The sequence below is a fragment of the Turicibacter sp. TJ11 genome (assembly GCF_021497505.1).
Lineage (GTDB): Bacteria > Bacillota_I > Bacilli_A > MOL361 > Turicibacteraceae > Turicibacter.
On the sequence record NZ_CP069349.1, the window covers coordinates 735,837 to 762,461 of the forward strand.

22 protein-coding genes and 1 riboswitch are annotated in these 26,625 nt (G+C 35.5%); of the genes, 17 read left to right on the forward strand and 5 right to left on the reverse strand.

All coding sequences use genetic code 11. The features are described from left to right. Positions 1 to 18: 18 nt before the first annotated feature. The 8 genes from JRC48_RS03470 (at position 19) to JRC48_RS03505 (ending at position 8,915) form a co-directional block, all read left to right on the forward strand. Entirely contained in the window at positions 19 to 1,071 is a 1,053-nt protein-coding gene (locus tag JRC48_RS03470; protein ID WP_235070480.1) for a M42 family peptidase, read from the forward strand. A 90-nt stretch (positions 1,072 to 1,161) separates the two neighbouring features. Next, positions 1,162 to 1,263, forward strand: a riboswitch (purine riboswitch). Between the two features lie 318 nt (positions 1,264 to 1,581). Then, positions 1,582 to 2,337 (forward strand): S1 RNA-binding domain-containing protein, encoded by a 756-nt coding sequence (locus tag JRC48_RS03475; protein ID WP_235070481.1) that lies wholly within the window; start codon positions 1,582 to 1,584, stop codon positions 2,335 to 2,337. Between the two features lie 840 nt (positions 2,338 to 3,177). Then, positions 3,178 to 4,026, forward strand: coding sequence for a hypothetical protein (locus tag JRC48_RS03480; RefSeq protein WP_212725255.1), 849 nt, complete (start codon positions 3,178 to 3,180; stop codon positions 4,024 to 4,026). Then, positions 4,023 to 5,705, forward strand: a complete 1,683-nt coding sequence (locus JRC48_RS03485) for an ABC transporter ATP-binding protein (RefSeq protein ID WP_212725256.1) — start codon at positions 4,023 to 4,025, stop codon at positions 5,703 to 5,705. Before JRC48_RS03480 ends, JRC48_RS03485 begins: the two co-directional genes overlap by 4 nt. Position 5,706: 1 nt before the next feature. Then, positions 5,707 to 6,522: an energy-coupling factor transporter transmembrane protein EcfT gene (locus JRC48_RS03490; RefSeq protein WP_235070482.1), complete on the forward strand. Its 816-nt coding sequence runs from the start codon at positions 5,707 to 5,709 to the stop codon at positions 6,520 to 6,522. 12 nt (positions 6,523 to 6,534) lie between these two features. Continuing rightward, positions 6,535 to 7,350, forward strand: coding sequence for a PHP-associated domain-containing protein (locus JRC48_RS03495; protein WP_235070483.1), 816 nt, complete (start codon positions 6,535 to 6,537; stop codon positions 7,348 to 7,350). A gap of 201 nt (positions 7,351 to 7,551) precedes the next feature. Next, positions 7,552 to 7,722, forward strand: coding sequence for a hypothetical protein (locus tag JRC48_RS03500; protein WP_235070484.1), 171 nt, complete (start codon positions 7,552 to 7,554; stop codon positions 7,720 to 7,722). A 374-nt stretch (positions 7,723 to 8,096) separates the two neighbouring features. Next, positions 8,097 to 8,915, forward strand: a complete 819-nt coding sequence (locus tag JRC48_RS03505; RefSeq protein WP_235070485.1) for a Cof-type HAD-IIB family hydrolase — start codon at positions 8,097 to 8,099, stop codon at positions 8,913 to 8,915. A gap of 84 nt (positions 8,916 to 8,999) precedes the next feature. On the opposite strand, the gene JRC48_RS03510 is transcribed toward JRC48_RS03505, so the two are convergent. Beyond that, positions 9,000 to 9,848, reverse strand: coding sequence for an alpha/beta fold hydrolase (locus tag JRC48_RS03510; protein ID WP_235070486.1), 849 nt, complete (start codon positions 9,846 to 9,848; stop codon positions 9,000 to 9,002). A 277-nt stretch (positions 9,849 to 10,125) separates the two neighbouring features. Between JRC48_RS03510 and JRC48_RS03515 the strand changes: the two genes are divergently transcribed. Beyond that, on the forward strand, positions 10,126 to 12,063 hold the full coding sequence (locus JRC48_RS03515) for an LTA synthase family protein (RefSeq protein WP_235070487.1): 1,938 nt from the start codon (positions 10,126 to 10,128) through the stop codon (positions 12,061 to 12,063). An 80-nt stretch (positions 12,064 to 12,143) separates the two neighbouring features. Beyond that, entirely contained in the window at positions 12,144 to 13,505 is a 1,362-nt protein-coding gene (locus tag JRC48_RS03520) for an MATE family efflux transporter (RefSeq protein ID WP_235070488.1), read from the forward strand. A gap of 50 nt (positions 13,506 to 13,555) precedes the next feature. Here JRC48_RS03520 and JRC48_RS03525 read toward each other — a convergent pair whose 3' ends face one another. After that, positions 13,556 to 14,665, reverse strand: a complete 1,110-nt coding sequence (locus JRC48_RS03525; RefSeq protein WP_235070489.1) for a hypothetical protein — start codon at positions 14,663 to 14,665, stop codon at positions 13,556 to 13,558. A gap of 186 nt (positions 14,666 to 14,851) precedes the next feature. Between JRC48_RS03525 and JRC48_RS03530 the strand changes: the two genes are divergently transcribed. The 3 genes from JRC48_RS03530 to JRC48_RS03540 all read left to right on the forward strand — a co-directional run bounded on the left by JRC48_RS03530 (position 14,852) and on the right by JRC48_RS03540 (position 18,259). Further along, a complete protein-coding gene (locus tag JRC48_RS03530; RefSeq protein ID WP_235070490.1) occupies positions 14,852 to 15,226 on the forward strand; it encodes a zinc ribbon domain-containing protein in 375 nt (124 codons plus the stop codon). A 354-nt stretch (positions 15,227 to 15,580) separates the two neighbouring features. Further along, positions 15,581 to 17,605, forward strand: coding sequence for a thioredoxin domain-containing protein (locus tag JRC48_RS03535; RefSeq protein WP_235070491.1), 2,025 nt, complete (start codon positions 15,581 to 15,583; stop codon positions 17,603 to 17,605). A 69-nt stretch (positions 17,606 to 17,674) separates the two neighbouring features. Then, complete coding sequence (locus JRC48_RS03540) at positions 17,675 to 18,259, forward strand: hypothetical protein (protein ID WP_235070492.1); 585 nt, start codon at positions 17,675 to 17,677, stop codon at positions 18,257 to 18,259. Positions 18,260 to 18,284: 25 nt separating this feature from the next. Here JRC48_RS03540 and JRC48_RS03545 read toward each other — a convergent pair whose 3' ends face one another. After that, a complete protein-coding gene (locus JRC48_RS03545; protein WP_235070493.1) occupies positions 18,285 to 19,199 on the reverse strand; it encodes an aromatic acid exporter family protein in 915 nt (304 codons plus the stop codon). A gap of 186 nt (positions 19,200 to 19,385) precedes the next feature. Here JRC48_RS03545 and JRC48_RS03550 point away from each other — a divergent pair, with 186 nt between their 5' ends. The 4 genes from JRC48_RS03550 to JRC48_RS03565 all read left to right on the forward strand — a co-directional run bounded on the left by JRC48_RS03550 (position 19,386) and on the right by JRC48_RS03565 (position 24,479). Further along, positions 19,386 to 20,261, forward strand: coding sequence for an SDR family oxidoreductase (locus tag JRC48_RS03550; RefSeq protein WP_235070494.1), 876 nt, complete (start codon positions 19,386 to 19,388; stop codon positions 20,259 to 20,261). 316 nt (positions 20,262 to 20,577) lie between these two features. Beyond that, positions 20,578 to 22,239, forward strand: coding sequence for an asparagine synthetase B (locus JRC48_RS03555; RefSeq protein ID WP_235070495.1), 1,662 nt, complete (start codon positions 20,578 to 20,580; stop codon positions 22,237 to 22,239). Between the two features lie 61 nt (positions 22,240 to 22,300). After that, positions 22,301 to 22,987, forward strand: a complete 687-nt coding sequence (locus JRC48_RS03560; protein WP_235070496.1) for a YiiX/YebB-like N1pC/P60 family cysteine hydrolase — start codon at positions 22,301 to 22,303, stop codon at positions 22,985 to 22,987. Positions 22,988 to 23,096: 109 nt separating this feature from the next. Next, positions 23,097 to 24,479 carry a GTP pyrophosphokinase family protein gene (locus tag JRC48_RS03565; RefSeq protein WP_235070497.1) on the forward strand — a complete coding sequence of 461 codons (1,383 nt, stop codon included), beginning with the start codon at positions 23,097 to 23,099 and terminating at the stop codon, positions 24,477 to 24,479. 38 nt (positions 24,480 to 24,517) lie between these two features. Here the strand turns inward: JRC48_RS03565 and JRC48_RS03570 are convergent, their stop codons facing one another. Both JRC48_RS03570 and JRC48_RS03575 read right to left on the reverse strand, forming a co-directional pair. Then, positions 24,518 to 25,498 (reverse strand): asparaginase, encoded by a 981-nt coding sequence (locus tag JRC48_RS03570; RefSeq protein WP_235070498.1) that lies wholly within the window; start codon positions 25,496 to 25,498, stop codon positions 24,518 to 24,520. Positions 25,499 to 25,966: 468 nt separating this feature from the next. Next, the gene (locus tag JRC48_RS03575) at positions 25,967 to 26,392 is read right to left on the reverse strand and encodes a HutP family protein (protein ID WP_235070499.1); all 426 of its coding nucleotides are present in this window, start codon (positions 26,390 to 26,392) and stop codon (positions 25,967 to 25,969) included. Positions 26,393 to 26,625: the final 233 nt, after the last annotated feature.

Sequence of the window (26,625 nt, forward strand, 5' to 3'; positions counted from 1 at the left end):
AAAGAAGGGAGCTTTTACATGAATAAAGCTTTTTTATATGAGATGATTCAAACACCTTCTCCATCAGGAGGTGAATTTGAATTACAAAAGAAAATCATGACTTATATGAAAGAGGTCGTGGATACATTTGAAACCGATGTAACAGGAAACGTAATCAGTGTTTTAAACAAGGAATCGTCATGTAAAGTGTTGTTAGCCGGTCATGTCGATGAGATTGGACTCATGGTGACAATGATTACAGAAGATGGTTTCTTAAAAGTGACTAATGTCGGAGGTGTTCGCGCGCCGCTATATTTAGGACAAAAGGTTCAAGTTTTAACCGACACTCAAATCGTAAATGGTGTCGTTGGTTATCATCAGTCTTTACTTGAAAGTAAATCACTAAAAGCGTCTGAGTTATTTATTGATATTGGCGCCACATCAAAAGAAGAGGCGTTAACGCTTGTTAAACCAGGTGATTATGTCGTGGCGGCTACTGATTATTGTGAGTTGATGAATAACTGTATTTCAGGACGTGCCCTTGACAATCGTTTAGGAGCTTTCATTGTCATTGAGGCGTTACGACGTGCGAAAGAATTAGGCGCAAGTGTTGGTATTTACAGCGCCACAACTGTGGGAGAAGAAACAACGATGCGTGGAGCAGTTTGGGCCGCTAAACGTGTGAAACCAACGCTTGCCTTAGTTGTAGATGTTACTTTTGCGACAGACTATGAAGGTACTCACAAAGAAGAAATTGGAGAAATTAAAGTTGGGTATGGTCCTGTGTTAGCGAATGGATCCATCATTAATAACGAGTTGAATAAGAAATTAGCGTGTTTAGCCCAGTCATTAAACATGAATATTCAGTATGAAGCAGCGCCTGGACGAACAGGAACGGATGGCGATCGCATTCATCTTGAAAACGACGGGATTCCATTAGCTTTAATTTCAATCCCGCTTCGCTATATGCACTCATCAAGTGAAGTCGGATCGTTAACGGATGTGGAGCAAATCATTGAATTGATTGCTCATTTCTTAGTTAATCTAGATGAATCAGTGAACCTTTCTCCGTATCAAGATGTTTTATTCTAATTTTTTAAAAAACTTTTAAAAAAAGGTTGCAAAAGCTTTGAAAGGATGATATTATAAAAGTCCGGAAATAATTAATTTATTTCCTACTCCAAATAGTTATAATATTTTACTTGTATAATTGTTAAGATATGGTTAACTAGTTTCTACCCACGACCGATTATCTCGTGGACTACAGGTGAAAGATTTGTATGTCCTCATCATACATCCTTTTTACTTGTAGAACACCGAAATGGCCTTCGGTGTTCTTTCTTTTTAACCAAGAAAATAAAACGTTTTTCTTCTTAGATGAACGAAGATGATAAAACTGAATTCATATGAACCTACCCAGCGGGTAGGTTTTTTTGTTGATCAAAAAACTATGAAATGTTATCAATAAAATCTTTTAATTTTATTTGAAACAGGAGTTCCAATTCCAATGATTTGTTGGTACAATAAATTTATAAACGCTTTCTTATTTGTTAAAGATTCGTTTAATCTTTGATCCTAATGACTAAACATAGGGGGGATGAAATGGAGAATTTTTCTCATCAAATGGTTCCGTTAAAAATAAAGGAACCGATAAAAAAGGGGATTGTCAGACTGATTCAGTACGATGTTGTTTTAAAGGATTACGCAATTTGGCTAGATTCTAAAGAGGGGAAGGTTATCATTCCGCGTCAAGAACTTGAACTATATGACATTAAAGGAAGTTTAAATCACTATATTGGTAGCACACTTGAATATATCACCACAGCTTACGATGCTAATCGTCATGTCCACTTAGGATCTTGTAAAAAATTAAAGCAACAAAAACAAGCAGCACTCATCAAACGACTACAAGCGGGGGAAGTGTTTGAGGCTGAAGTCATTCGATTCGTTTATTTTGGAGCCTACTTAAATATTGATGGCATTCCGGTCATTTTAAGAAATCAAGACTTCGCAAGTGACTACACGACGGTTGCTGATGTGTATCAAGAGGGAGATCACATTGAAGTGTGTCATTTAAAAGTCAATGAGAATTTGAAAATTAATGTGCAAGCGGTTCATAAGTACGAATCAAACTCAACCATTACCATTGAAGATTTTCAACCTAAAACGGTGGTCTTAGGGTTAGTCCGAAGTGTGAAATCATGGGCCTGCTTTGTCAATATTGCACCTAATTTAGATGCGATTTGTCCTGTTCCTAGTTACTTTACTGTTAAAGAAGGGATGAAAGTAGCCTTTCGAATTAATCAAGTTCGAATTGAAGAAGGTAGAGTTCGAGGAAAAATTATTAAAATTATTTAATCGTCATTTATTTTTTTAGCATCAGCCTTAAAGAAGTCATTGCTATTAAAGAGAAATAAAATGACATAAGAAATCAATTGATAAGTGCTGCAAAGTAAAAAATATTGAAGTTTTAATGAAAAAATCATTTATTATATAGATCATAACGCCCTAGCGGCACTCGTATAAACGAAACTAAACGGCTTCTTGAATGTTAGATTCTAATTTTACCCTAATAGATTAAAAAGGAGACAAGATGAGTCTTTCATTTGTATGCCTTTATTCCTCATTTTAAAGATTTACATCAGGGAGGTTTTTTCAAAGCTGCCTTCGCACAGGGGGTTTGCATTGATTTTCATAGTAGAAACAGATAAGTATTCTACATCTAAGATAGTCTATAAAAAGCAATGATGACTTGACGTACCAAGACATTCTATCGTTCAGAACTCACATTTTATTCTCGAAGAAAATGGATCTACCGCTAGTAGGGTTTAAAAAAATTGTTTGAAGAAAATTTATTTGGACTTATATATTTTCCTTCCCCAACGAAAGAGTGATGAACTCATACACTGTCTTAAGGTCATTGTTTCATCTTGGGTAATCCTCTGGTACTTATTGTATGTTTTGCCATAGTAAAAAAATCATCACGCAAATAGTTGTGATGATTTTTTTATTTCATGTTTTACGTTTAAGGAAAATTGGATTTCATTGCTAACATGGATTTTATGACTTTATGTGGTAATTCAAAATCTCCTTCTTCATATTTAAATCAATAATTAACCATTTTTTAACAGTTTGTTAACAAAAAATGGTGATGATAGTGATAAAGTAGAGCTATAAACGATTAAGGAGGATATTGAGATGAGTTTAAAGAAAAAGTATGAGTTGAATCAATCGCAAAAATTGATGGTTTTTGTTTTATCAATGTCATTGTATGGACTATCGATGTTATTTACGGAGTTAATTCCTAAGTTTCAAATTGGATTTGTTGAACTTTCGGTGGAGTATTTTGCATTTATTCCTTTAACCCTTTGTATATTATTTGATCCTTTTTCAGCCGCTATTGGAGCGGCAACAGGAGAAATCATTTTTAGTGAAATTATGTTAGGGCAATTTGGTGGGTTTGGAGAAGTTGAAAAGTTTATCTTATTCTCACTTGGGATGTATGTGGCAGGATTAATGGTGAAAGATCCGAAAAATCGTCGTCAAATTGCAGTGGCTTCAATTATAGGGGTTGCGATTCATCAATTATTAGCATGTGGCGTTGATATTTTAAAAGTTCAATTTGCCATTGAAGAGTTTGAAGCGGTCGCTGGATTACCTGAGAGTGTTTACTTTACGGAAGGGTTTGCTTGTTTAAATGATATCTTATTCTCAGGGATTTTATTCTGTATGATTCCAACGATGTATTTAGTGCCACGTCTTTATGGAAAAATCGAGCCATTATTAGGGATTCAACCACGTAGCAAAGAATATACCGTTTCATTAACAGAATTGTTTAATGCCAAAATGATGTTAACGATTGTTGGATGTTTCGTGGCTGCTGTTGGTTTTGAGTTCATGGCTGACTTAGGAATTAATTTTATTGATTGGGAAGCAGAATGGGCAGAAAGTACACCGGCATTAATTATGGCGATGGCGTTAGCACTTATTGTCGCATTAGGTGTCTTTTTTAAAGTCATGAAAAAACAAGAAAAGGTGAGTGTATGATAAAAATTGAGAATTTGTGTTTTACTTACCCTGGTGCCGATCAACCTCAATTAAATGAGGTTGATCTTGAGATTAAACAAGGGGACTTCGTTGCGATTGTTGGGAATAATGGGTGTGGGAAATCAACACTTTGTAAGACGTTGAATGGATTGATTCCGCACTATTTTTCTGGGGATTTTTCGGGTCATGTCTGGATTAATGAAAAAAATACGCAAGATTATAGTATTGGAGAATTAGCTCAAGAAATTGGCTACGTTTATCAAGATTTTGAAAATCAAATTGTTCGTCCAACAGTCTTAGATGAAGCTTCGTTTGCTTGTTTGAATTATGCCATGAAAGATTACATTGATCGCGGTCGTGAAGCACTTCAATTAACAGGACTTTATCATAAGGAAGAAGCCTATATTTGGCAATTAAGTGGAGGACAAAAACATTTATTAGCGTTAGCGGGAGCGATCGCACTTTCGCCTGGGATTGTTATTTTAGATGAACCGATTGCTCAATTAGATCCTCAACATGCCACGATGATTTATGAGTTATTAAAAAGATTAAATGAAGAACAGAAGATGACGATCATCGTCATTGAGCATCACACGGAATTTATTGCTGATTATTGTCACGAAGTGATGATGATGAAGGATGGGCGTATTGCTTGGAAATTACCAACAAAAGAGGCTTTAAATCGAATTGAAGAATTGCAAGGCATTCATGTCTTTCCGCCACAAGTTACATTAGCCTCTAAACAGGCGCATGAGTGTCAAAAAATTGAAGTTAATGGCCTTTATCCCATCAAAATAGAAGAGGCTGCACACTTATTTCAATCGAAACGTCTACAAAGAAGTTCAATCAAAAAATATGTTCGTCCAAGTGATGAATGTGTCATCGAGTTTTCAGATGTTCGCCACGAATATCGAGCGGTTAAAGGTGACAATAAGGTTGCGTTAAATCAGTTTAATTTGAATGTTTATAAAGGTGATAAAATTGCATTGATTGGAAACAATGGGGCAGGTAAATCAACGATTTTAAAATTAATGACTGGATTAATGAAACCAAAAGAAGGTTCTGTTACTGTTTGTGATCACGATACAAGAGCCTTTAGTGCGGAACAGTTATCTTCGTATGTTTCATTAGTTTATCAAAATCCAGAGCAGATGTTTATTAAAGATAATATTTTTGATGATATTGCTTTTTCTATGAAACTAAGAGCTTATGAAGATTATGAACAACGAACTCAAGAACTTTTAAAAATGTTTCGATTAGAAAACTTGCGTGACCGTGATGGGCGCTTGTTAAGTGGAGGCCAGATGCGTCGTGCCTCTTTAGCCATTGGGGTTGCTTTAGGACCAGAGGTCATTTTACTTGATGAGCCGACTGCTAATTTAGATATCGCCACACGACAAGAGATTATGAAAATTTTAAATGCCACAAAAGATGTCATGCAAACCGCGATTATTGCGACGCATGATATGCAACTGGTGGCCGAGTGGGCTGATCGAATTATTGTGTTAAATAATGGCTATATTATTGCAGATGGTAGCCGAGATGAGATTTTTGGTAATCAACGAATTTGTAGACAAGCCGGAATTAGACCACCTGATATTTATTCATTAGCTAAGTTAGTCGATGATCGAATGAATTGTTATCATATTGAACAATTTGTAGAGGCTTTGGAGGGGTAAAATGAAAGCAACTGAGAATATATTAGACAAGTTTTCGATTGATTATATTCGTAATCAAGTCTTAAAAAATGCGTATGGAAATGATGATACATTTATTGCGAGTTTAGATCCTCGAACTTTATTATTATGGTATTTATTTTTTGGGGTCGTGCCTTGGTTTGTTGATGATGCCAAGGTTTTACTAGCGTTATTTGCCTTTGTTATCATCACAACGAAGCTGGCCAAAACAGTTCCATTATTAATGTTTGTCTTTTGTTTAGGGATTTTATCTCAAACGGGTTATTTGTTTATTATTTCTATTTTCTTTGGGGGAAATTTGGAAACTATTTTAGCTTTATTAGTTTTAAGTTTAAAAGTCGCCGTCGTCTCTTTAGCCTCAATTACTGTCTTTTCAGGAATGGATCCTGATAAATTAGCGAATGGGCTATTAGCCTTTGGGTGCCCCGATCAATTTTCATTTAGTATTTCTTTTGGATACCGAATTTTACCGTTAATTATGGAAGAATTTCAAAATATTATGTTATCATTTCGTTTACGTGGGACAACACCAGATTCAAAAGGGATTATTGAAAAGTTTCGTTTTTTAGCTTATCAAATTAAGGTTGCCATTTTATCCTTTTATCCTTTAATGCTAAATATGGCTAAGCGTTCAAGAACAACCGTTGAGGCACTTGAGATGAAAGGTTATAAATATGCAATGAGTAACAAGGCGGTACGTCAAATGAAGTTATCACACCTGCAATTTACAAGTCGTGATTATTACTTTGCATCAGCGTCGATTTTATATGTCGCCGTTGTATTTGCGATGACATTATAGGAGGATAAAAACATGAAAATTGATTTTCATACACATGGGAAATTAGCAAAGGGATTACCTTTTTCAACTTCATATACCATCAATTTATTTAAAGAGGCACGTGAGTTTGGATTAGATGCGATTTGTTTAACTGAACATTTTAATAGTCGAGGATATCGTGATTTACTACAGTTTATTGTCAATCATTATCCATGTCTTGGAGATTGCTATGACGTCGAAGGATTGAAAGTTTTTATTGGCATGGAAGTTGATATCGAAGAATCAGGTCATGTATTAGTGATTGGAAATGTTAATGATATTTTAGCTATTCATGAACAGTTAGAAGATTATATGAGTGGCCCTAAGCAGTTAGATTATGAAAGTTATATGCGAGGAGATTCATTTATTAAAGCCAGTGACTTAATGACACTTTGTAAAAAATATCTTGTCTTAGTAGGAGCTGCTCATGCAGTTCGAGAAGGAAGTAATATCAAGACATTAAGTGATGACGTGTTATCACAGTTTGATTTCTTTGATCTAAATGGAAAAGACTGCAGCAAAGATTTAGAAATGGAAGAAAAAATCAAGAAATTAGCAGCTCGTTTCAATAAGCCGGTCGTTGCTGGAAGTGATACGCACCAATGCTTGCAATATGGATGTATTTATAACGTATTTGAGCGAGAATGTACGACAATTACAGAGATTCATGAAGAATTAAACGCCGGACGTTATGAGATTGAAATGCTTGACTATATTGCGTTTAAAGTGAAGTCGGCAAATTTATTAAAGAAATCATTAAAAATGATGTACGCGAAATGTGGAGAATATGTCTTAGAAGACATCGGATAGTTGCTCAATTAAATACCTTTCATCTATGCTAGATAAGTTTTTAACATTGCAAAAGGCTTTATCATAACTAGACTTTAAAAATACCCTACCGAGAGTGGCTCGCTAGGGTATTTTTTATGAGTTCTTCCACTTTATGGTTATAAATGGAATATGTTTTGGTATAATGAAAGATGACAAGCTTTGAAGGAGGGGAGATGAGTCATGAATAAACCATTAATTCTAATGACCATGCTCTGTTCATTGTTCGCCTTATTTTCTTATTATGAAGAATACAAACAAGATGCAACGAAGAAAAAAAGATTTCAATTGATTTTAGCATGTACCGTCGCTTTAATTCTGATTAATAGCTTTCTTTTAATCAGTCACGGATAAAAAGGAGAGAATGAAATGAAAAATGTCGTGATTTTTTTACTTTTAATCATTGGTCTTATTTTATTGCAAATTTATTTATCTAGAAAGACCTCTCGATTTTATGGACTTATTTTACCAAGCCTTACATTTATCCTATCTATCTTTACGGTATTAAACCTGATGTTGGTTGAGGGGGAAACTCTATTTCAATTCATCATTCAAGTGATTTATACACTGTTATTATGCAATTTACCAACGTTTCTTTTTCTAGTGATTTATTATCACTTTCATCAAAAAAATAAACGTTAACATGAAATTATGGTATTAAATGACTGAATCGTCGTATGTTAATGAAGTAGGATACATTAATTTTAAATAATGAAAGAAGGTTAACGATGGCAATTCAATTGATTTGTATTGATATGGATGGAACATTACTCATGAATCAGCACGATATTGCTTTAGTGGATCAAGAAGCGATTGAGTATGCACTTAATCAAGGCGTGCATGTGGCAATTACGACGGGACGTGTCTATAATTGTGCTCGATTATATGCTAAAAGAATTGGCTTACAAACGCCAATCATCGCATCAAATGGAGCCTTTATTGGTGGCGTAGAGGACGAGGTGATTTATCACAATCCTCTTGATCTTAAAGATGTTTATGATTTCATGACACTCACCCAAGAAGCAGGCGTTCTCTCGTATTTAACGGCTAATTTTGGCATTATCTCAACAGTGGAATTACCTGAAACAAATATTTATAAAGTTTTAAATCAAACGTTACCTGAAAGCGAAAAGATTAGTTTAAAGGTCATCTCATCATTAGAGGAACTGAGTCAGTATGAGCAGGACATTTTAAAAGGAGTTTGTATTGGTGAGGATCACTCACTTCTTGTTGAGTTAAAAGAAAAGCTAAAGAAAACCCATCCTCATTTAGAAGTCGTCTCTTCATGGAATGATAATTTTGAAATCATGAAAAAGGGAAGTTCTAAAGGAGAAGCGGTGCAACACTTGGCCGATTATTTAAATATTTCTTATGATAATGTGATGTGTATTGGGGATAGTGAAAATGACTTATCGATGCTAGAAGTTGCTGGAGTGAGTGTGGCCATGGGAAATGCGACGCCTGAGGTGAAAGAACAAGCCGATTATATCACAGCTGATAATCAACACGGTGGAGTGGCACAAGCCATTTATCATTTTATCAAATAGAACTAAAAAAGATTAATCATAATGGAGATATCTCCATTCGATTAATCTTTTTTATGAGTTAAATTTATTCAGTGTAGGCGGTGTTTAAATCGGTTCTTCATTCTCTTTAGGCACAACTAAACGATCTCTAATAAATTTATTAATTGCGTCACAAATTTTTTCTTTTTCTTCAAAAAATGCCGCATGACCACTTTGATGTAATTTGAGTAACTTAGAATCTTTAATGTGTTCGTTTAAGTAAGTCGCAAAATAATACGGACAAATCACATCATGAACGCCGTGCATAATGAGTGTTGGCACTTGAATTTGATCCAAATCATCAAACAGTCGTTCTTCATCGAGCGCCAATAATGATTTAGCAGTTGCCCATCCAGAGGCTTCTAAACACATTGTATCGAACCAGTTGTCAGTCGAAGGATCGGCATAGCGATAAAACATCAGATTTCGGATGATGACAATGGCGCTCGGGCGATCGTTGTAAATCATCTCAATCCAATCACCTACTTGATCTCGCGAAAAACCGTAAAGCCAATCATCTGTTTGGACAAACGATGGCGCTGCACTTGATAATAAGCAAAGTTTTGAGACTCCATACCCTTGATATTTAGCCATGTAGCGAATGGCAATGGCAGCCCCCATCGAATGACCGACCAGTGTAATATCTTTTAAGTTCAACGCTTCAATAACCGCTTTAATATCAGAAGCCATTGTGTCATAATCATATCCATCAAATGGACGATCAGAGCGGCCGTATCCACGTAAATCAACCGTTATACAACGATAACCAAATTCCATGAGATATTCCACTTCATATTCCCACATCTGATGATTTAAAGGCCATCCATGAATAAACAAGATCACCTTCTCAGAACTTGAATTCGTGTCTTCAACAAAGATTCTGACATCTTTCCTCACTTTTACAAATAAATTCATTTCATCACCTTCTCAACGTATTTGTTTCTTTACATTTTATGAAAAGACATGATTCGATATGAATCTTTTTTTAACATCCTTTATCAATGATGCATAAAAATAAAAGGACTTGCGTTTTGTTGCTTATTGTGACAAATGAATAAAGATCATTAAGGTATAATGTAAATAAAAGTAACACTTCATTTAACGTTTTGATAGGAGCGCTTTTGAGTGTCTTGAATGAAAGAAGAAGTTGTGATACTGTTTATGATTAAGAAGCGATCGAGGAGGTGATGACATGATAAATTGGATCGGATGGTTAACCTTATCATTGATCTTAACATTAATTTTAGAAATGATTAAATTTCAATCCATTAAAAAAGCGTTTCATTTTGCTAAACAACGGCCCCTTTATTTTGGGATTAACTTTTTAATTGTTTCCGCCACCTTTGCCTTTTCTTTTTTTGTGTCGCGAAAAATCTTTTTAATCATGACGGTTTTATTTTTTTGGTTAGCCTTATCCATTATTAATGCCATCGTCACTCATCTTCGAGGGTATCCACTCATGTTTTCTGACATCTTTTTAATTAAAGAAGGATTAAGTTTATCGTCTCATTATTTTAAACCTTCGCTCATCATAGGCCTTCTGCTTTTAATGGTGGGAATCGGATACATCATTTATTATTGCTATCAATTAGAGTATGCCGTGGACGCCCTAGATTATCTATTAGCCTTAGTTTATGTCACGGTTGCTGGCTTCATTTTTAATCGCATTGAAAAGGGTCAGATCATCGAACAAAAGCCAAAAGAAAGTGAAGAAATTGGGTTTGCGTATGCGATGGCCGATTCCATTTATCCGTATATTAACCGTAAACCAGATGAGTATCATGAAAAAGTAATGAAAGAAATTTCTCATCACTTATTACCGATGTCTTTATTACCACCAACCGTTTTTCCGCAACTTATTATTCTTCAACTGGAATCATTTTTTGATCCATTGAAACTAAACGGCGTGACATTTAGTGAAGATCCGATTCCTACGTTTCGATCATTGATGAAGACAGGAAACAGTGGGCAACTAAATGTCCCCACATTTGGGGGAGGAACAGCTAAAACCGAGTTTTCCGTGTTAACGGCTATGAATGCTAAACTGCTTAAACCCGGCGAAATTCCTCATAACTCCTTTTTAAAGCATACCCCGCTTGAGTCACTTGCGACACAACTTCAACCTTTTGGGTATGAAGCCACACTGATTCATAATTATGAAGGGAATTTTTATCATCGGGAGCTTGCTTATTCAAACTTAGGGTTTTCACGATACATTCCGATTGAATATATGAGTGGCATTAATCAAGCACATGATTTGGCGCAAATGAAGGATGCCGATTTGATCAATTATGTCATTAAAACGCTGGAGACAGATGACCGAGCATTTATTTATGGCATTACGGCAGGAACGCATCAACCGTACGATGAATTAGTTGAAGAGGAATCGGATTGCATTAAAATCAGTGGCATTGATGACGAGACGATGCAACAGACGTTAACCAATTACGTGAAGCGACTTCACCTTCTTGATCAAGAGATTAACCGGTTAATGAAGTATTTAGAGGAAACGAAAAAAGAAACCATCCTTATCATGTTTTCCGATCATCTTCCAAACTTACCGATTTTAAGTTCAAGCAAGCATTACGGTGATGATCCCTTTAAAGTCGATTATTTTATGACGTCCTTTCATTCTAAACTTAACGTTCATGTTCCGAGGCAGCTTGAGTGTTATCAATTAGGAGCTGAACTCATGAATTTAATGTCAATCCCACTTTCTTTAATGCAACGAATTCATGAAACGTATGTGACTCATCCAAACTATCAAGACATCTTACGTTTATGCCAATATGATCTCATTGAAGGGAAGGGATACTTATATAATCACCAGCCATCTTTGCAACCGACTGTACTTAAGTTTGGGTTGCACGAGCAAAGCATCAAGCGTTGTGAGTGGGTAGAAGCGGGACTTTTAATTCATGGAACTGGCTTTAATATTGATTCGCAACTTTATCTAGATGATAAAAAGATGGAGACCATTTTTATGAGTGAAACACAGCTTTTCATTTCAACTGAACGAAAAGAGATTAAAAAGGTGACTTTAAAACAGTTAAGCCGACGACATCACGTTCTTGGAGAAGCCATTGACTTCATCATTGAAGATGACTCAAGAGTTGACAATAAAAAATAAATCTGCTAGATTAAAAAGAAATAGGAAAGAGGAGGAAATTTATTCTTCCTCTTTTTCATGAACGAAAAGGATGTGAGAGTATGACGATTAGGCAACATTTTAAACAAAATGCTGCTTTTTACAAAGATTTATGGGTGATTGCACTCCCGATTGCTTTGCAACAACTCGTAACCTCAAGTTTAAATATGGTGGATACGTTAATGGTTGGAAAAGTAGGGGTCGATGCTGTCGCTGCTGTCGGGGTTTCAAACCAATACTACTTTTTATTAAATATGGTTATGTTTGGGATTTACAGTGGAGGAATGGTGTACTTTGCTCAATTTTGGGGAAAGCGAGACATTCGTAACATTCATCGATTACTTGGCTTCACGCTTGTTTTAGGGACCATACTCGCTGTCGTGTTTACGGGCTTAGCCCTGATTATTCCTGAGCAAATTATTAGTATCTTTACTGACAATACGGCGGTTCAAGCGTTAGGGGCGAAATATTTACGAATGGCGTGCTTAAGTTATCCGTTTATGATTTTATCCTTTGGGTTTAGCATGGGATTACGTGCGGTAGAAAAGCCAAAATTCTCGATGATTGCCTCAGTGATTGCTTTAACTTTAAATACGGTTCTTAACTTGATTTTAATTTTTGGTTTATTTAACTTTCCAGCACTTGGTGTTATCGGTGCGGCCATTGCGACGTTAATTTCTCGAATTGTTGAGTTTGTTTTAATCATTGGATTTGCTTATTTAAAAACAGATACGATGAATCCTAAATTATCGGTGTTACTATCCTTTGATCGTGAACTCATTCGTAAATTAGCTGTGACCAGTCTTCCGGTTGTGGTGAATGAATGTTTCTGGGGACTTGGAACAACGGCATACATGGTTATTTATGGAATGATTAATGTCGAAGCCATCTCGATTATGAATATTGTGACCTCTATTTTTAATATTTTCTTTATCGCAGCGATCGGAGTTGGAAATGCCTCGACCGTTATGCTCGGTAAACAATTAGGAGCCGGTGAGAAAGAGCAAACGTATAAAGATGCGATCTTATTCTTAAAGGTTGGAATTGTGCTTGGGGTTTTATCAGGACTTTTATTAGTCTTCTGTATTCCGATGATGTTAACGTTATATAAAGATTTTGAAGCATCGACCTTATTGACGATGGCACAGGTTTTAGTGGTATTTGCCATCGGGTTAACGTTTAGATTCATTAATATCATTAATATCGTTGGGGTGTTTCGTGCAGGTGGAGATACAAAATATGCGATGATTTTAGAGTTAGGTGTTCTTTGGACCGTCGGTGTTTTAGGAGCCTTTATTGCTGTGAAGTTCTTCCACGCTCCGCTTCTGATTGTTGCCATCATTGTTCAACTTGAAGAAGTCGCAAAAGTTTTTATTGGGATGTTTCGTGTTCACTCAAAAAAATGGATTAATCAATTGGTTTAACAAAAGAGTCTTCAACAGCGTTGAAGACTCTTTTTTAGATGAGTGTATACTTATTCATGGTTAAGAGTGGTGGTGTTAACCCATAATCCTTCCTGACCTAGCGTTTGTGTTAGATTAAGAGGATGAGGCTCACCTTCTTTATATTGATAAACATAGTAAGTCCCAGCTTTTAGTAGCTTTCCTTGTTTAAGTGCGTTTGATGTCTTATAACTAGGGGTTTTCTTTACAAGTGTGACTTCTTCACCTACTTGATAAAGTGGCGGTTTGACTTTTAAAATTAAATTCTCTGTTCCTACCCATACGCCAGAGGTTAAGTCATCCGATAAAAGATAAACAGGGTGTTTACTACCATTAGCAATCCTAGAGACGATGTAATAGCCAGAGGGAAGGGTTGAAATAATGTCTGAACTCATGGCCGTTTCATAAGCAACTGTTGGGTAAGTGACATAAACAGGATCAGATGGGAAAAAGCCACAAGCTGGTTTATAAAGCTTGTCTGCATCGACCCAAATGCCTTTTGTAGCCCCATCTTTTAAAAGTTTAATGGGGTGTCTGGCTTCAAGAATTACCTCATCGATGATATAAGTTCCAGCCTCTACTTTTGTTGAAGAAACCGTCGCTTTAGATGATAAAAATCCTGGAATTGATTCATATAACAGCGCGTTTTCACCGACTGAAAATGTATGAAATTGTGTTAAGTCAACAAGATGGTTTGGATTAGAGTTAATGAGTTGCTGATACTCTTTTTGAATTAAATCGATGAAGCAAGAGGAATCATTTTGAGTAGAAAACACATGATGAATATCGATGCCATAACGTTTCATAAGATCTGCAATTAAGGTAGCTCCATTTAACTTTGTTTCTTCAGATTTCTCAGAGTCCATCAGTTTAATTCGAATAGTGTGTTGACGATCAGCATTCGAATCAGCAGTCCACGTTTTTATATGAAGAGGGATACGTTCAATGACTGCTTGATGATCGACAATCAGATGATACCTTGTATGTGATTCATTATCTAAACTTTTTCGTTCCTTTAGGGCAGAATGATTGGGCGTTATAAAATCATAAGCAATTTGAGTAGGTGTTAAGCTTTCTTGATCGGGATTATTTATGTGATGCAACGTTTCATCAAGAGGCATCACCTGGTACGTATAAGCCATAATTTTGCTCACATCCTTTTTATGAATTACTATATGATATGAAAGACGAACAAAAAGTTAGTGTATGAAGTCCTATCCTTTTTCATAAAAAGCGAAAAAATCAAAAACAGACACATTTCTTCATTTAAAACCAATCAAAGGTCTATTATAATAAAAGAAAAAGACTTATGAGAAAGGGTTATTCAAATGTTTTTTATTGGAATTTTTGGCATGGAAACGAAAAATAAGGAAATCAAACGCTTATCACCTATGATGTGTAAGCATTGTCGTGAGACAGTTGCTTTTCATTTATTTAAACATTATCATCAATTTCATTTCTTTTTTATTCCCTTATTGAAGTGGAAGATGAACTACTACATCGTTTGTGAATCTTGTCAGTCTATTGCAACGATTCCAGTTGAAAAAGGAAAGGCTTTGGAGATGGGCGAGGCCGTTGAGCTTACGCTATGGGATCAAGACATCATCGAAGAACCGTCACAAATTAAAAAACGTTGTTCAAATTGCCAAGAGGTTGTCGATTCAACCTATCAATACTGCCCACACTGTGGGAACCATTTATAAATACTGAAAAAGCGAGTCCAGTTATTGAACTCGCTTTTAATTTGACATGATGTTTGTTAAGTTGAGTAGAAGTTCTTGACACTTAGTCCGTTTACGCTGCAAGATTGTCTTTCAAAAGGAAAGTCGAGAGGTTCTTAACATACCATTATAATGTGTAAAATTTTATAATAAAATATATTTTTTAACATTTTATTGTAATTTATTGATTATAGAAACATATGGTCTACAAATTCACTAATGTTTTGCATGAAATAGATGATCAGAGAATGAACAATAATTGTTATGTTGATCCAAATGAATAAGCAGATGCGTTCTCTTACATACTAAAACAATTAAAAAGGAGATGAAGCATTGATGAGTCAAAATAAAAAACCTAATCATTTAATTCATGAATTATCACCGTATTTATTGCAACATGCCTATAATCCGGTAAATTGGTATCCATGGAGTGAGGAGGCGTTTGCTAAAGCCAAAACAGAAGATAAACCCATTTTTTTAAGTATTGGCTATTCAACGTGTCACTGGTGCCATGTCATGGAGGATGAGTCTTTTGAAGATGAAGAAGTCGCTGCCTATTTAAATGAATATTTTGTCTCGATTAAAGTCGATCGTGAGGAGCGACCTGATATTGATAGTGTTTATATGACAGTTTGTCAAAGTTTAACCGGACAAGGTGGATGGCCACTGACGATTTTAATGACTCCAGAGGGTCATCCCTTTTATGCGGGAACTTATTTTCCGAAACAAAGTCGTTATGGACGTCCAGGGTTAATGGATATCTTAAAAAGTCTCATAAAAACGTGGCAAAATCATCGTGAAAAAATTGAAGAAGTGTCCTCAGATATTCAAGCGCATTTGACTGATTTAAGCACACATATCTCTTCACAAACAGAACTCAGTCCAACGCTATTTAAAAATGCTTTACAACATTTCAAAGCCATTTATGATTTTGAATTTGGTGGGTTTGGAGAAGCGCCTAAGTTTCCAACGCCACATCGGTTAATGTATTTATTAAGAACCGATGATGAAGAAGCCATTGAAATGGTAAAAAAAACACTCGATCAGATGTATAAAGGAGGACTGTTTGATCATATTGGTTATGGTTTTTCACGCTATTCAACGGATGAAGCGTGGCTTGTTCCACATTTTGAAAAAATGTTATATGATAATGCTCTATTAATTATGACGTATTTAGAAGCCTATGAGGTGACAAAAGAAAAACGCTATCTAATGATTGCAACGAAAACACTTGATTATGTGTTAAGGAATCTTCATCATCAAGAGGGTGGGTTTTATTGTGCAGAAGATGCGGATAGTGAGGGAGAAGAAGGGAAGTATTACTTATTTACCGATGAAGAAATCATTAAACTTTTAGGAAAAGAGCAAGGGGAATTTTTCAATCACTATTATAACGTAACATCTGAAGGGAATTTTGAAGGTAAAACGATTCTTAATCGACTTCATACATCCATTGAACTAGATGAAGAAAAAATCGAACCATTACGTGAAAAAGTGCTTGCTTATCGCGCCTCACGCTATCACTTACATAAAGATGATAAAATTTTAACATCTTGGAATGGGTTAATGCTTGTCGCACTGGCTAAAGCTTATCGTGTCACACAAGAAGAAAAGTATGAATCATTAATTCATGAAACGATTACCTTTATTAACGAAAATCTTTTGGATCAAGGTCGCTTATTAGCAAGATTTCGTGAAGGAAAAAGTCATTTTCTTGGCTATTTAGATGATTACGCTTTTTACGTCTACGGCTTAATTGAAAGCTATCAAAGCACTTTTAACACAGATTATTTATCGTTGGCTATCAAACTAACACGCGATATGATTGAGTTGTTTAAGGATGTTGAAGCGGGAGGTTATTACTTATACGGAAAAGATGCTGAAACCTTAATGATTCGTCCGAAAGAAACATACGATGGAGCAATGCCATCAGGAAATTCCGTCGCGGCGTATAATTTAATACGTCTAGCAAGACTCACAGGTGATGTTGATTTAGAAAAAGAAGCGATGGAACAGCTTCAATTTATGGCCACTCATGCGACACATTATGAAATTAGCCATGCCTTTTACCTAATTGCGGCTAAATTTGCAATTGAATCTAGTCAAGAATTAATCGCAGTCTTACCGCAAGCACAAATGCTTAATGATTTTAAATCATTTCTTTCAACCAATCCTTTATTTCATCTAACCGTCGTTGTTAAAACAAAAGAAAATGAACTAGAGTTAAATCAGTTAATTCCTTATTTGTCTAATTACGCGTACTCTTCTCAGCCAGCTTTTTACGTTTGTGAAGGAGGAAGCTGTCGTCAACCCATTCATGATTTGAACCAATTAAATGAAGTATTTAAAAAGAAGGCGTAAGCCTTCTTTTTTTAGGTTCTCATCAGGATGGTCAGTGTCATATATTATAGAAAAGGGGGTGTTTAGACGATGTTAAGTCAAACGATGTTGCGAATTAGAGCAAACATTGGCACTTGTCTAGATGAAATGGATGAAATCTTAGATTGTTGTCATAGTTTGTTAGAAAACAATAACATTGTCATCGTGATTGATGCCGTTTTATATCATCAGCTTAAAGATCAGTGTAAAAAACTAGCAAAGATTAGACAGGCATTATTTAAAATTTATAGTCATTTAGAAACTGAATTTACACCGTATGTCCTTGATCTGACACTTGATGGACATGAATTAATTCAAGAAATTAATGATATCATTCAACTCATTGAAACGAAGTGGACAGAGGGAGATATTGATATTAATAAATATACACTAGCACAAGCGATTTTGATTCTTGATTTAGATGGGGATGTAGTCATTGATATTGATGATTTAGAACTGGTGATGCAGCACACCGATCGTTTTTGGTTATGTTTATATGTTGTTCCTGAAAATAATATCAAAGTTTGTCATTACTCCGTCTGGAAATCAAAAGCAGAGGCATTAACCTTTGCAATGCAAATGCCAGGATGTGGGAAAGACCATGTCATGAATCGATTTTCTTTAAAACCTATTTAAAAAAGGACTAATTGAATTAGTCCTTTTATGATTCTTGAGCAGGATTGAGATGCTCCGTTAAATCTTCAACCGTAGAGGTTAATAAGTAAATTTGATCAAGCATTTTATGAATATGATATTCAAAAATCGGATGGATCGGGTGATTGAGATTCACTTTCGCATGACAGCCGTTATTAAAAAACTCAATAATCTCCATTTTATTATCAAACGTTAAATCGGTTTGTTCAAGATCAAGTCGAGCGATGCATTTGGCATGAAAATAAATGTCGTGACAAGCATCAATTGAACGCTTTAATTGATTAGAAGAGACGGGATTTTTTTGAAACTTCGTATCGGCACAATAGTTGTGATAAAGCGCATTTAATCGAGTGAGCTCGGAATTGAGGGGGGCTGTGTTTAAATCTTGATGAATTAAAATATTTTTAACGAGTTCAATCGTCATATTCTCAATTTTTTCAATTTCATCCGTTAATCGTCCTAAATAATTAGGCTGTGCAATAAAATAATTGACTAAAATCCCGATGATAATTCCAATCGACGTATCCGTTGTTCTTAAAAAAGAGTAGATCAGGGGATTTTGCTCAGCCGTAATTCCCATTAAAATAGAGAGGCAAACAGTTGAAGCAATGATGATTGAGGAACTGATTTTTAATGCATTACAGCAAATAATGACGACAATGACGGCGACGCCATGAAAAACGGGCCACTCTAAATGAATGAGCGCAAAAAAGTAACCAATGACTGCTCCTAAGACGGTTCCAAGCAATCGGTTTTTTCCAGCGACAAATGAACTTTTCACCGTGTTTTGCATCGCAAACACCGTCCCGATGACCGCATAAAAGGGATTGCTAATTAAAAAGGTTCCACTTAAGCAACTCGTTATAATCACAGCCAGTCCTGTTTTGAGCGTTCTCATGCCAATCCATTGTTTGAAAATCATGTCATATCCCCCTAAATTCGTTGAGCGATTCTTATTTAATACTTTTTACTATAGCATGTGTTTTTCGGTTCGACAAGTCCTAGAGTGGAAACAATTTAACTCATATTTTTATTAAACTTCACTAATAAAAAGTTAAATTTGACAAAGAATAGAACTAAACGCTTTAATCCTAAAGGAGGACATGCTATGACAACACCGTGGAGTCAATTTCCTAAAACCGCCCCTGAACAAACCCAAGATCAACAACCAGGTCTAGAAACACAAATGAATCCAAGACCCATTTATGATCATCCGGATTATCACTTTGGAAACGGTCGATTAAAAGATAAAGTTGCTATTATTACCGGTGGTGATTCTGGAATCGGTCGTGCTGTTGCTTTAGCCTATGCGAAAGAAGGTGCTAAAGTCGTTATTGTTTATAACAATGAACACGAGGATGCAAACGAAACAAAACAAGCCATTGAAAATATTCAAGGCAATTGTTTACTGATCTCAGGTGATTTAACGGATAAATTCTTTGCTAACGAGATTGTCAATCAAACACTAGAAACGTTTCATCAAATTAACATTTTAGTTAATAATGCAGCCGTACAATATCCACAAAACGATATTACGCAAATTAAAGATGAAGATTTACACCAAACCTTTGCGGTCAACTATTTTGGAACCTTTTATCTCACTCGTGCGGTTGTTCCCCATTTAACAGAAGGAGATTGCATTATTAATACGACATCCGTTACCGCCTTTGAAGGAAACGAAACGTTAATCGATTACTCTTCGACTAAAGGAGCACTCACAGCCTTTACACGTTCATTATCAGCAAACTTAGCGAAAAAAGGAATTCGTGTCAACGCAGTGGCTCCAGGACCGATTTGGACACCACTTATTCCCGCTTCATTTGATGCTAAAAAAGTGTCTCAACATGGCGCAAATGTACCGATGAAACGAATGGGACATCCTGTTGAATTAGCAGGTGCTTATGTCTTACTCGCTTCTAATGAAGGATCATATATTTCAGGAATCACACTGCATGTGAATGGAGGAACCATTATTAACTGCTAATTCATTTGTAGTTAATAAGACTGATTCAAGTAGATGAAAAAGGATAGCATAGACTATCCTTTTTGTACTTTTAGAACGAGTGTTCGCTTTTGTATTTGTTATTAATTTTAAGAAAACGAACAAAATTAAGGAATCACTCTTCTCATTTTAGTCATTTTCAAGGAAAAAGTCGTCATTTAAGGACGCTTTAGTCTACTTTTTCCACTGGCTGGATAAAATACAAACATTTGTTCGTTGTTTTATTTTGTATTTTAGGCATTAAATGAGACGCTGTTTCGTACACTTTGATATAACAAAGCATAAATAGGTGATACTCATGTTTGAATTAGTTGTTTTAATGAAAAAACAAACAACGATTGATGATCTCCAATTCATGCAGCACGCTTTAAAAACACTAAAGCATCATGAAGTAGATGACGAACGATTATATGTAGTTGAACCATTCATGTTAGGATTCAATCGCTTAAGTTTAATGAATTTTAATGATCAGGTCCCCTCTATTCATTCAACGGAAGAAGGGTGCCATCTCATCTTTTATGGTGAAGTTTATAATGACTTAGCACTTCGCCAACAGCTTGAAAAGTTAGGATTTGAATGTCAACACTCACCAATAGGTGACGTGATTTTAACGTTGTATCAACTAATTGGGCAAACGTTTATTACCCAATTACGAGGCCTTTTTTCGCTGCTCTTATATGATCAAGCGTTAAATCAACTGTTTGTCGTCAGTGATTCCTTTGGGATTCATCCACTTTATTACACTGTTTTTGAAGAGGGGATTTTTTTGAGCTCTCAACTTCATCCGTTTAAACTGAATGTCATTCATTCACCGGCCGATGATAACTTAACTAATTTAAAGACGGTGAAACAACTACAACCACGAACGCTTTTAATGTATTCTTTTAAACAGGGACTTACGCTTCAACCATTTGCAACGGTTGAGTTAATGCCAATAAAAAAAGACGATCATACTTTAAAAGAACTTCAACAAGCTTTCTTAACTTCTATTGAATCTTCATTGAAAAGAAGTCATGAAGTCGGCTGTCTTTTAACAGAAAGTGTTAGTTCCATGACGGTAGCAGCATGTGCAAATACGTTCAGTTCTCATCTTAAAACGTATACTCTTTGCTATAAAGAAAATGATCGTGAAAATCATGGGCATCTTTTAAAATTAGCCGACCAATTAAATCTTGATTTAAAAGTAAAAACCATCACGGCTACCGAATTTTTAAATGAGGCAAAATTAGCAATAAACTTTTTAGGAACGCCCATTACCGATCCATCAGCGATTGCACTTTATCATCTAGCAAAAGTGGCGAATCAGGAAGTCGATATTCTCTTATCAGGAGAGGGAGTAAATGAACTGTGGAGTCATCATCCACTTAATTCTTTAAAGCATGAGGATGATTCTTCGAGGCTTCTTCAACGACTCATCTGTCTTTTATTGTCTATCTTTAAAAACAAAGAAACAGAGAAGTTACTAAGCTTTAAAAAACACTGTTCGTTTAAACCACCGACTCACCCACTTATCATCAAGCCTCCCTTATCTTCCCAAAATGATCTAATTGCATTCGATGAGCTAAGAATGGCACATGCTTTAAAGCTACATCTTCCATTTTTAAATTCAACGGTTGTTGAGCTCACTAATAGACTAAATCATGATACATCGCTTAAAAACAACTCCATTCAAACAGTGTTACGCGAAGCTTTTAATGATGTCACTTCATTTCCTTTGCTAAACACCTATCAAGCCCAATCCATCATCCCGTTAAAAAATTGGCTTAAAAATGAGCTTTTTGATGAGGCACGACAGATTCTTTTATCTGAAAGAGATCAACCGTTCATTGATCAATCAAAGGCACTCTCGTATTTAGAATTACATGCTAAAGGGAAGCGGGATTACTCAAATGAGCTATGGCCCCTGCTCATGTATCTTTTATGGTATGACGGATGGGGAAGTGAAACGGGACTTCTTTAAATCTTAAAAAGATATGTTATAATAGAGGAACGATATGAACAGACTGCTTTTGGAGGAGTTTATGAAAAAAAAGAATTATTATTTTATATCGTTTCTAATGCTTTTAATTCTAGTCGCTTGTTTAAATTTTTTAGTTGAATTAAATGCTTATACGCCTCATGCGAATCAAGTTGACACCCTCGTCATGGAACAATCATCAGACTTAATAAATATTGCCGATTATCCGGTGACGTTATTTACGTTAGAAGAACGATGTGTCGATGATGATCATCAACAAATGGCGTGTCATGAATTAAACGATATTCAAAACGGAGATATTTTAATTACAAAATCAAATCATACCTTGTTATATCGACATGGTCATGCTGGCCTTGTCGTTGATGTTGAAGCGGGACTAGTTCTTGAAGCAATCGGGTATGGAACTAAATCTCGATTAGAGCCACTTGAAAAATGGAACTACTATCCAACCGTCAAAGTACTACGCTTAAAAGAAAAAAATGAAGCCCTCATTTCAAGCCTCATTGATTCAGCGCTATCCAACTTCTTAGATATAAATTATAACTTAATCGCTTCAAAGTATAACTTAAAAATGACGCATTGTTCCGATATTGTTTGGAAAGTATTTAATAGCATTGGCATCGACTTAGATAGTAATGGTGGATGGATCGTCACACCAAAAGATATTAGTCAAAGCCCGTATTTATATGAAGTAAAATCTTTTGGTTTTTCACCTCATCGTGTTTGGTAGTCTAGCATTCATCAGAAGCTAGACTTTTAATTTATACGATTTTTACATGACTCTATGATGTTCATTCGCGATATAATAAAAGCATAAATTAATGAAAAAAGGGGAGTTCATGTTGCCATTAGCGGAATTTAGATATATCGATAAGGCGTTAACAACACTTGATGAAAAACACGATCAATTAGAAGTGATTTCTAAACTTCTTCAAATGGAGTTTACGGAAATTATGAAACTTTATACGATGGACTATTTAAACATCACGACACGCGTCAAAAGCAGAGATAGTTTAAAAGAAAAAATTTTACGCCAGGGGTATTATAAAAAGTATAATGATCCCATCCGTTTAATTTATCAACTCTCTGATTTAATTGGTGTTCGCATTGAGTGTCGCTTTGAACAAGATGAACGTGCCATTTATAAAATGTTAAAAAAACACTTTAACATTCGAAACGAAGAGGGATACTACTACAACGAAATGAATCCCAATGTCAAATTAAGTTTAGACGGACGACAACCTCAAAAACAAAAAAATGGCTTTAAAATCTTTCGTATTGATGGAATCGTCACAGATACGAATACGGATCTTCCATTTGAACTACAAATTAAATCACTCGTTAACTCTTTTTGGGGTGAAATTGAACATAAAATTATTTACAAAAACTATAACTATCTTTTAGTCGACGATTTATTAATTGAAATGATGCACTCGATTAAAAACAATTTAGCCTTACTTGATAAACAACTATTAACGATCTATCGAAATGTTGAACAGCGTCAAACCGATGAAGACTATCAACGAAAAACATTAGAAGATGTCATGGCTAAAATGTGTAATGATGTCTTTGCTAAGCAATTAAAAGAACAAATTGGAATGAACGTGAATATTAAAAAAGCGTGTCAAACGATCATGAAATATACGTTTTCACCAACTGAGATGCTTGAGTTTACGGAGATGAGTGAATCGTTAATTAAGGCACTAGAACGCATCTCTGAAATTGCGAACGAAAACGTGGAATTTAATGTTCCAATCATCTTCTCACGAGAACCAATTTATAGTACGACTTTTGCTCAGATCGTCGGTCCTTATTTTAGAGATGTCATGAATAAAGAATTTCACTGGAATTTATTCTTTAAAATTTTATTTGCGATCGAACCACAAGATAGCGTCGACGATTTTGAAAAGTTTTTAGGCTTTTTAGAAACAGCTTATCAAACCTCACCGACCATGACGCGTCTTAAAAAAGTACTTTATTCGCAATTAGATGAACATGCTGATGAAGTTTTAACGGCCTTCAATGAAACGGTTGCTCATGCGATTGTGATCATTGATGATGTCGAATGTGTATATGAAGATAAAATAACAGAAGTTGCATCGATTATGACTGATTCTTTACGTGAGGTGACCGCAACGATTACGACGTATGATCAATGGATGATTGAAAAAGAAGGGGTCTTAGAAGAATTAAAAGCCCGTTTACTAGAAGAATTAGCGTAACAAAAAAGCAAACACGGAATCATCCGCGTTTGCTTTTTTTAATCGATAAAATATGATTTAACTTCATCGAATGTTTTAGCTACTGTTAGAGCTAACATTAAGTGAATACGTGCTTTTTGTCCATTTAAATTACTTGCTAAGATGGCTCCTAATTGTTGCAATTGAGCACCACCACCATCATATCCATAAGAACCTAAAACACGTCCCATTGGAGAGCGTGAAACAATCACAACAGGAATTTGTGCGTCAAGTGCCGCTTTAATTCCATCCATCATCATCGGTGGAACATTTCCACGCCCCATGGCCTCAATGACAATTCCTTTTGCTCCTTTTTCAACTAAGAAGTGAAGAAGGGTAGAGTCCATTCCAGAAACGGCCTTTAATAAATGAACATCTGTTTCAATTGAATTTGTAAAAACATGTTTAGTTGGAATTGATTGCTTATGATAATAAATCACATCGTCTTGATCGACAATTCCAATCGGTCCAAATTCTAATGATTTAAACGTATCTAAGCTCATCGTATGGGTTTTAGTCACTTCTCTTGCCGCATTGACTTCATTATTTAAAACGACTAAAACACCTTTATTGCGTGATTTTGGATGAATCGCTGTACAGATTGCAGCCGCTAAGTTACTTGGTCCATCATACCCAAGCTCTGAACCGTTACGCATCGCTCCAACCACCACCACAGGCTTTTCATTATTTAAACAAACATCTAATAAATAAGCTGTTTCTTCTAAATTATCTGTTCCGTGTGTCACAACAACACCCGCAATATCTTCTTCATTTAACTTTTGTTCAACCAACTGTTTTAACGCCATCATTTTTTCTGGTGTCATATGTGGTCCTGGATATTTACCAAACTCCACAATATCAAGCTCAGCAATTTGATCAATATTTGTTACCATCGACATAATATCTTCACTTGACATTGAAGGAATGGCGGCTTTCAGACGTGGATCTACTTTCATTGAAATGGTTCCACCTGTAAAGATTACTGCTACTTTTTTTGACATAAAAAAGCCTCCACGTTTCTTATTTTAATTTTTCATTGACAAACTAAACTTATTTGATCCGTTCGACTCGTTTTAAAGTCGAAACCGTAGGCTGCTTCTCATCACTGCGCGATAGATGGCCTCCTAAAGATGATCGGTGATATCTAGCTAACGAGATAACAACCGTCTACTGATACACATAATATTTTACTCATTCCAATTGCTTGTTGCAACCTTTTACCAAAAAAAGAAAGAGTTGTCGAAAATATAAGATAAATGTATGATATCTAAATTTGAAAATAGGGGAGTGATTTGAATTTTTAACAGAATTCCCACAAAAAAACTCTCTATTCAAGAGAGTTTATAACGAATACGCTATGATTTTTTATTTAAGCTACCATGCTACTAAGCAATCAATTTTTTTATCTCCCACTATCACTTTTCATAGCAGTATGCCGCGTTTTAACTTCATTGACTTATATGTAAAGATTAAATATTTGCAGGTACTGATCGATGGGCGAGTCCAATGACAACGTCATCTAAATGAAGTAACCCAATACTTAAAAAGATGCAAACCGTTAAATTTTCGCCACATCGAGCGATGGCGATTTTTCCACCTGCATTTAAACCAGTGGCCTTCATTGAAACTTGCATAATTGCATCGCGCGTTGCCCCTGCAACAGCTCCATCTAAAACAAATGATTCCTTCGTGACATTGGTTTTACGTGAAGCGATGATTGCACGTTCAATAATTTTGGGAATCGATTGAATTAAATTTCCACCAATATCAACAGCCGTCGCGTGAATGCCTTGTTCTTTTAATTCACGGACAACTTCTTCTTCTTCTGTTCGAGAACCGGTCATCGAAACTTTAATGGCAGCTTTTGCTACATCTAAACTACTATATGTTTTCATCTACGGTTACCTCCTTAAGCTACTCTTTAAGGTTACACCTTTTTAATAAAAAATACAAAATAAAAATGCTTCTTTATCAGGAAACAATAAAAAAAACACTGATTCAGTGTCTTTTCCATTTATAGTGCTCTTTAGAAAATAAGAGGTATGAGAAAGAGAAGAAAGGTGAGCTCTAGGTGAATGTCTAAGTTGTGCTCACTACTATTATGGATTGTTTTATTTTGATTATACAG

Excerpts from the sequence above, each read along its gene's own strand:
- JRC48_RS03470 (WP_235070480.1), top strand. The coding sequence starts at position 19 with ATGAATAAAGCTTTTTTATATGAGATGATTCAAACACCTTCTCCATCA.
- JRC48_RS03475 (WP_235070481.1), top strand. The coding sequence starts at position 1,582 with ATGGAGAATTTTTCTCATCAAATGGTTCCGTTAAAAATAAAGGAACCG.
- JRC48_RS03480 (WP_212725255.1), top strand. The coding sequence starts at position 3,178 with ATGAGTTTAAAGAAAAAGTATGAGTTGAATCAATCGCAAAAATTGATG.
- JRC48_RS03485 (WP_212725256.1), top strand. The coding sequence starts at position 4,023 with ATGATAAAAATTGAGAATTTGTGTTTTACTTACCCTGGTGCCGATCAA.
- JRC48_RS03490 (WP_235070482.1), top strand. The coding sequence starts at position 5,707 with ATGAAAGCAACTGAGAATATATTAGACAAGTTTTCGATTGATTATATT.
- JRC48_RS03495 (WP_235070483.1), top strand. The coding sequence starts at position 6,535 with ATGAAAATTGATTTTCATACACATGGGAAATTAGCAAAGGGATTACCT.
- JRC48_RS03500 (WP_235070484.1), top strand. The coding sequence starts at position 7,552 with ATGAATAAACCATTAATTCTAATGACCATGCTCTGTTCATTGTTCGCC.
- JRC48_RS03505 (WP_235070485.1), top strand. The coding sequence starts at position 8,097 with ATGGCAATTCAATTGATTTGTATTGATATGGATGGAACATTACTCATG.
- JRC48_RS03510 (WP_235070486.1), bottom strand. The coding sequence starts at position 9,848 with ATGAATTTATTTGTAAAAGTGAGGAAAGATGTCAGAATCTTTGTTGAA.
- JRC48_RS03515 (WP_235070487.1), top strand. The coding sequence starts at position 10,126 with ATGATAAATTGGATCGGATGGTTAACCTTATCATTGATCTTAACATTA.
- JRC48_RS03520 (WP_235070488.1), top strand. The coding sequence starts at position 12,144 with ATGACGATTAGGCAACATTTTAAACAAAATGCTGCTTTTTACAAAGAT.
- JRC48_RS03525 (WP_235070489.1), bottom strand. The coding sequence starts at position 14,665 with ATGGCTTATACGTACCAGGTGATGCCTCTTGATGAAACGTTGCATCAC.
- JRC48_RS03530 (WP_235070490.1), top strand. The coding sequence starts at position 14,852 with ATGTTTTTTATTGGAATTTTTGGCATGGAAACGAAAAATAAGGAAATC.
- JRC48_RS03535 (WP_235070491.1), top strand. The coding sequence starts at position 15,581 with ATGAGTCAAAATAAAAAACCTAATCATTTAATTCATGAATTATCACCG.
- JRC48_RS03540 (WP_235070492.1), top strand. The coding sequence starts at position 17,675 with ATGTTAAGTCAAACGATGTTGCGAATTAGAGCAAACATTGGCACTTGT.
- JRC48_RS03545 (WP_235070493.1), bottom strand. The coding sequence starts at position 19,199 with ATGATTTTCAAACAATGGATTGGCATGAGAACGCTCAAAACAGGACTG.
- JRC48_RS03550 (WP_235070494.1), top strand. The coding sequence starts at position 19,386 with ATGACAACACCGTGGAGTCAATTTCCTAAAACCGCCCCTGAACAAACC.
- JRC48_RS03555 (WP_235070495.1), top strand. The coding sequence starts at position 20,578 with ATGTTTGAATTAGTTGTTTTAATGAAAAAACAAACAACGATTGATGAT.
- JRC48_RS03560 (WP_235070496.1), top strand. The coding sequence starts at position 22,301 with ATGAAAAAAAAGAATTATTATTTTATATCGTTTCTAATGCTTTTAATT.
- JRC48_RS03565 (WP_235070497.1), top strand. The coding sequence starts at position 23,097 with ATGTTGCCATTAGCGGAATTTAGATATATCGATAAGGCGTTAACAACA.
- JRC48_RS03570 (WP_235070498.1), bottom strand. The coding sequence starts at position 25,498 with ATGTCAAAAAAAGTAGCAGTAATCTTTACAGGTGGAACCATTTCAATG.
- JRC48_RS03575 (WP_235070499.1), bottom strand. The coding sequence starts at position 26,392 with ATGAAAACATATAGTAGTTTAGATGTAGCAAAAGCTGCCATTAAAGTT.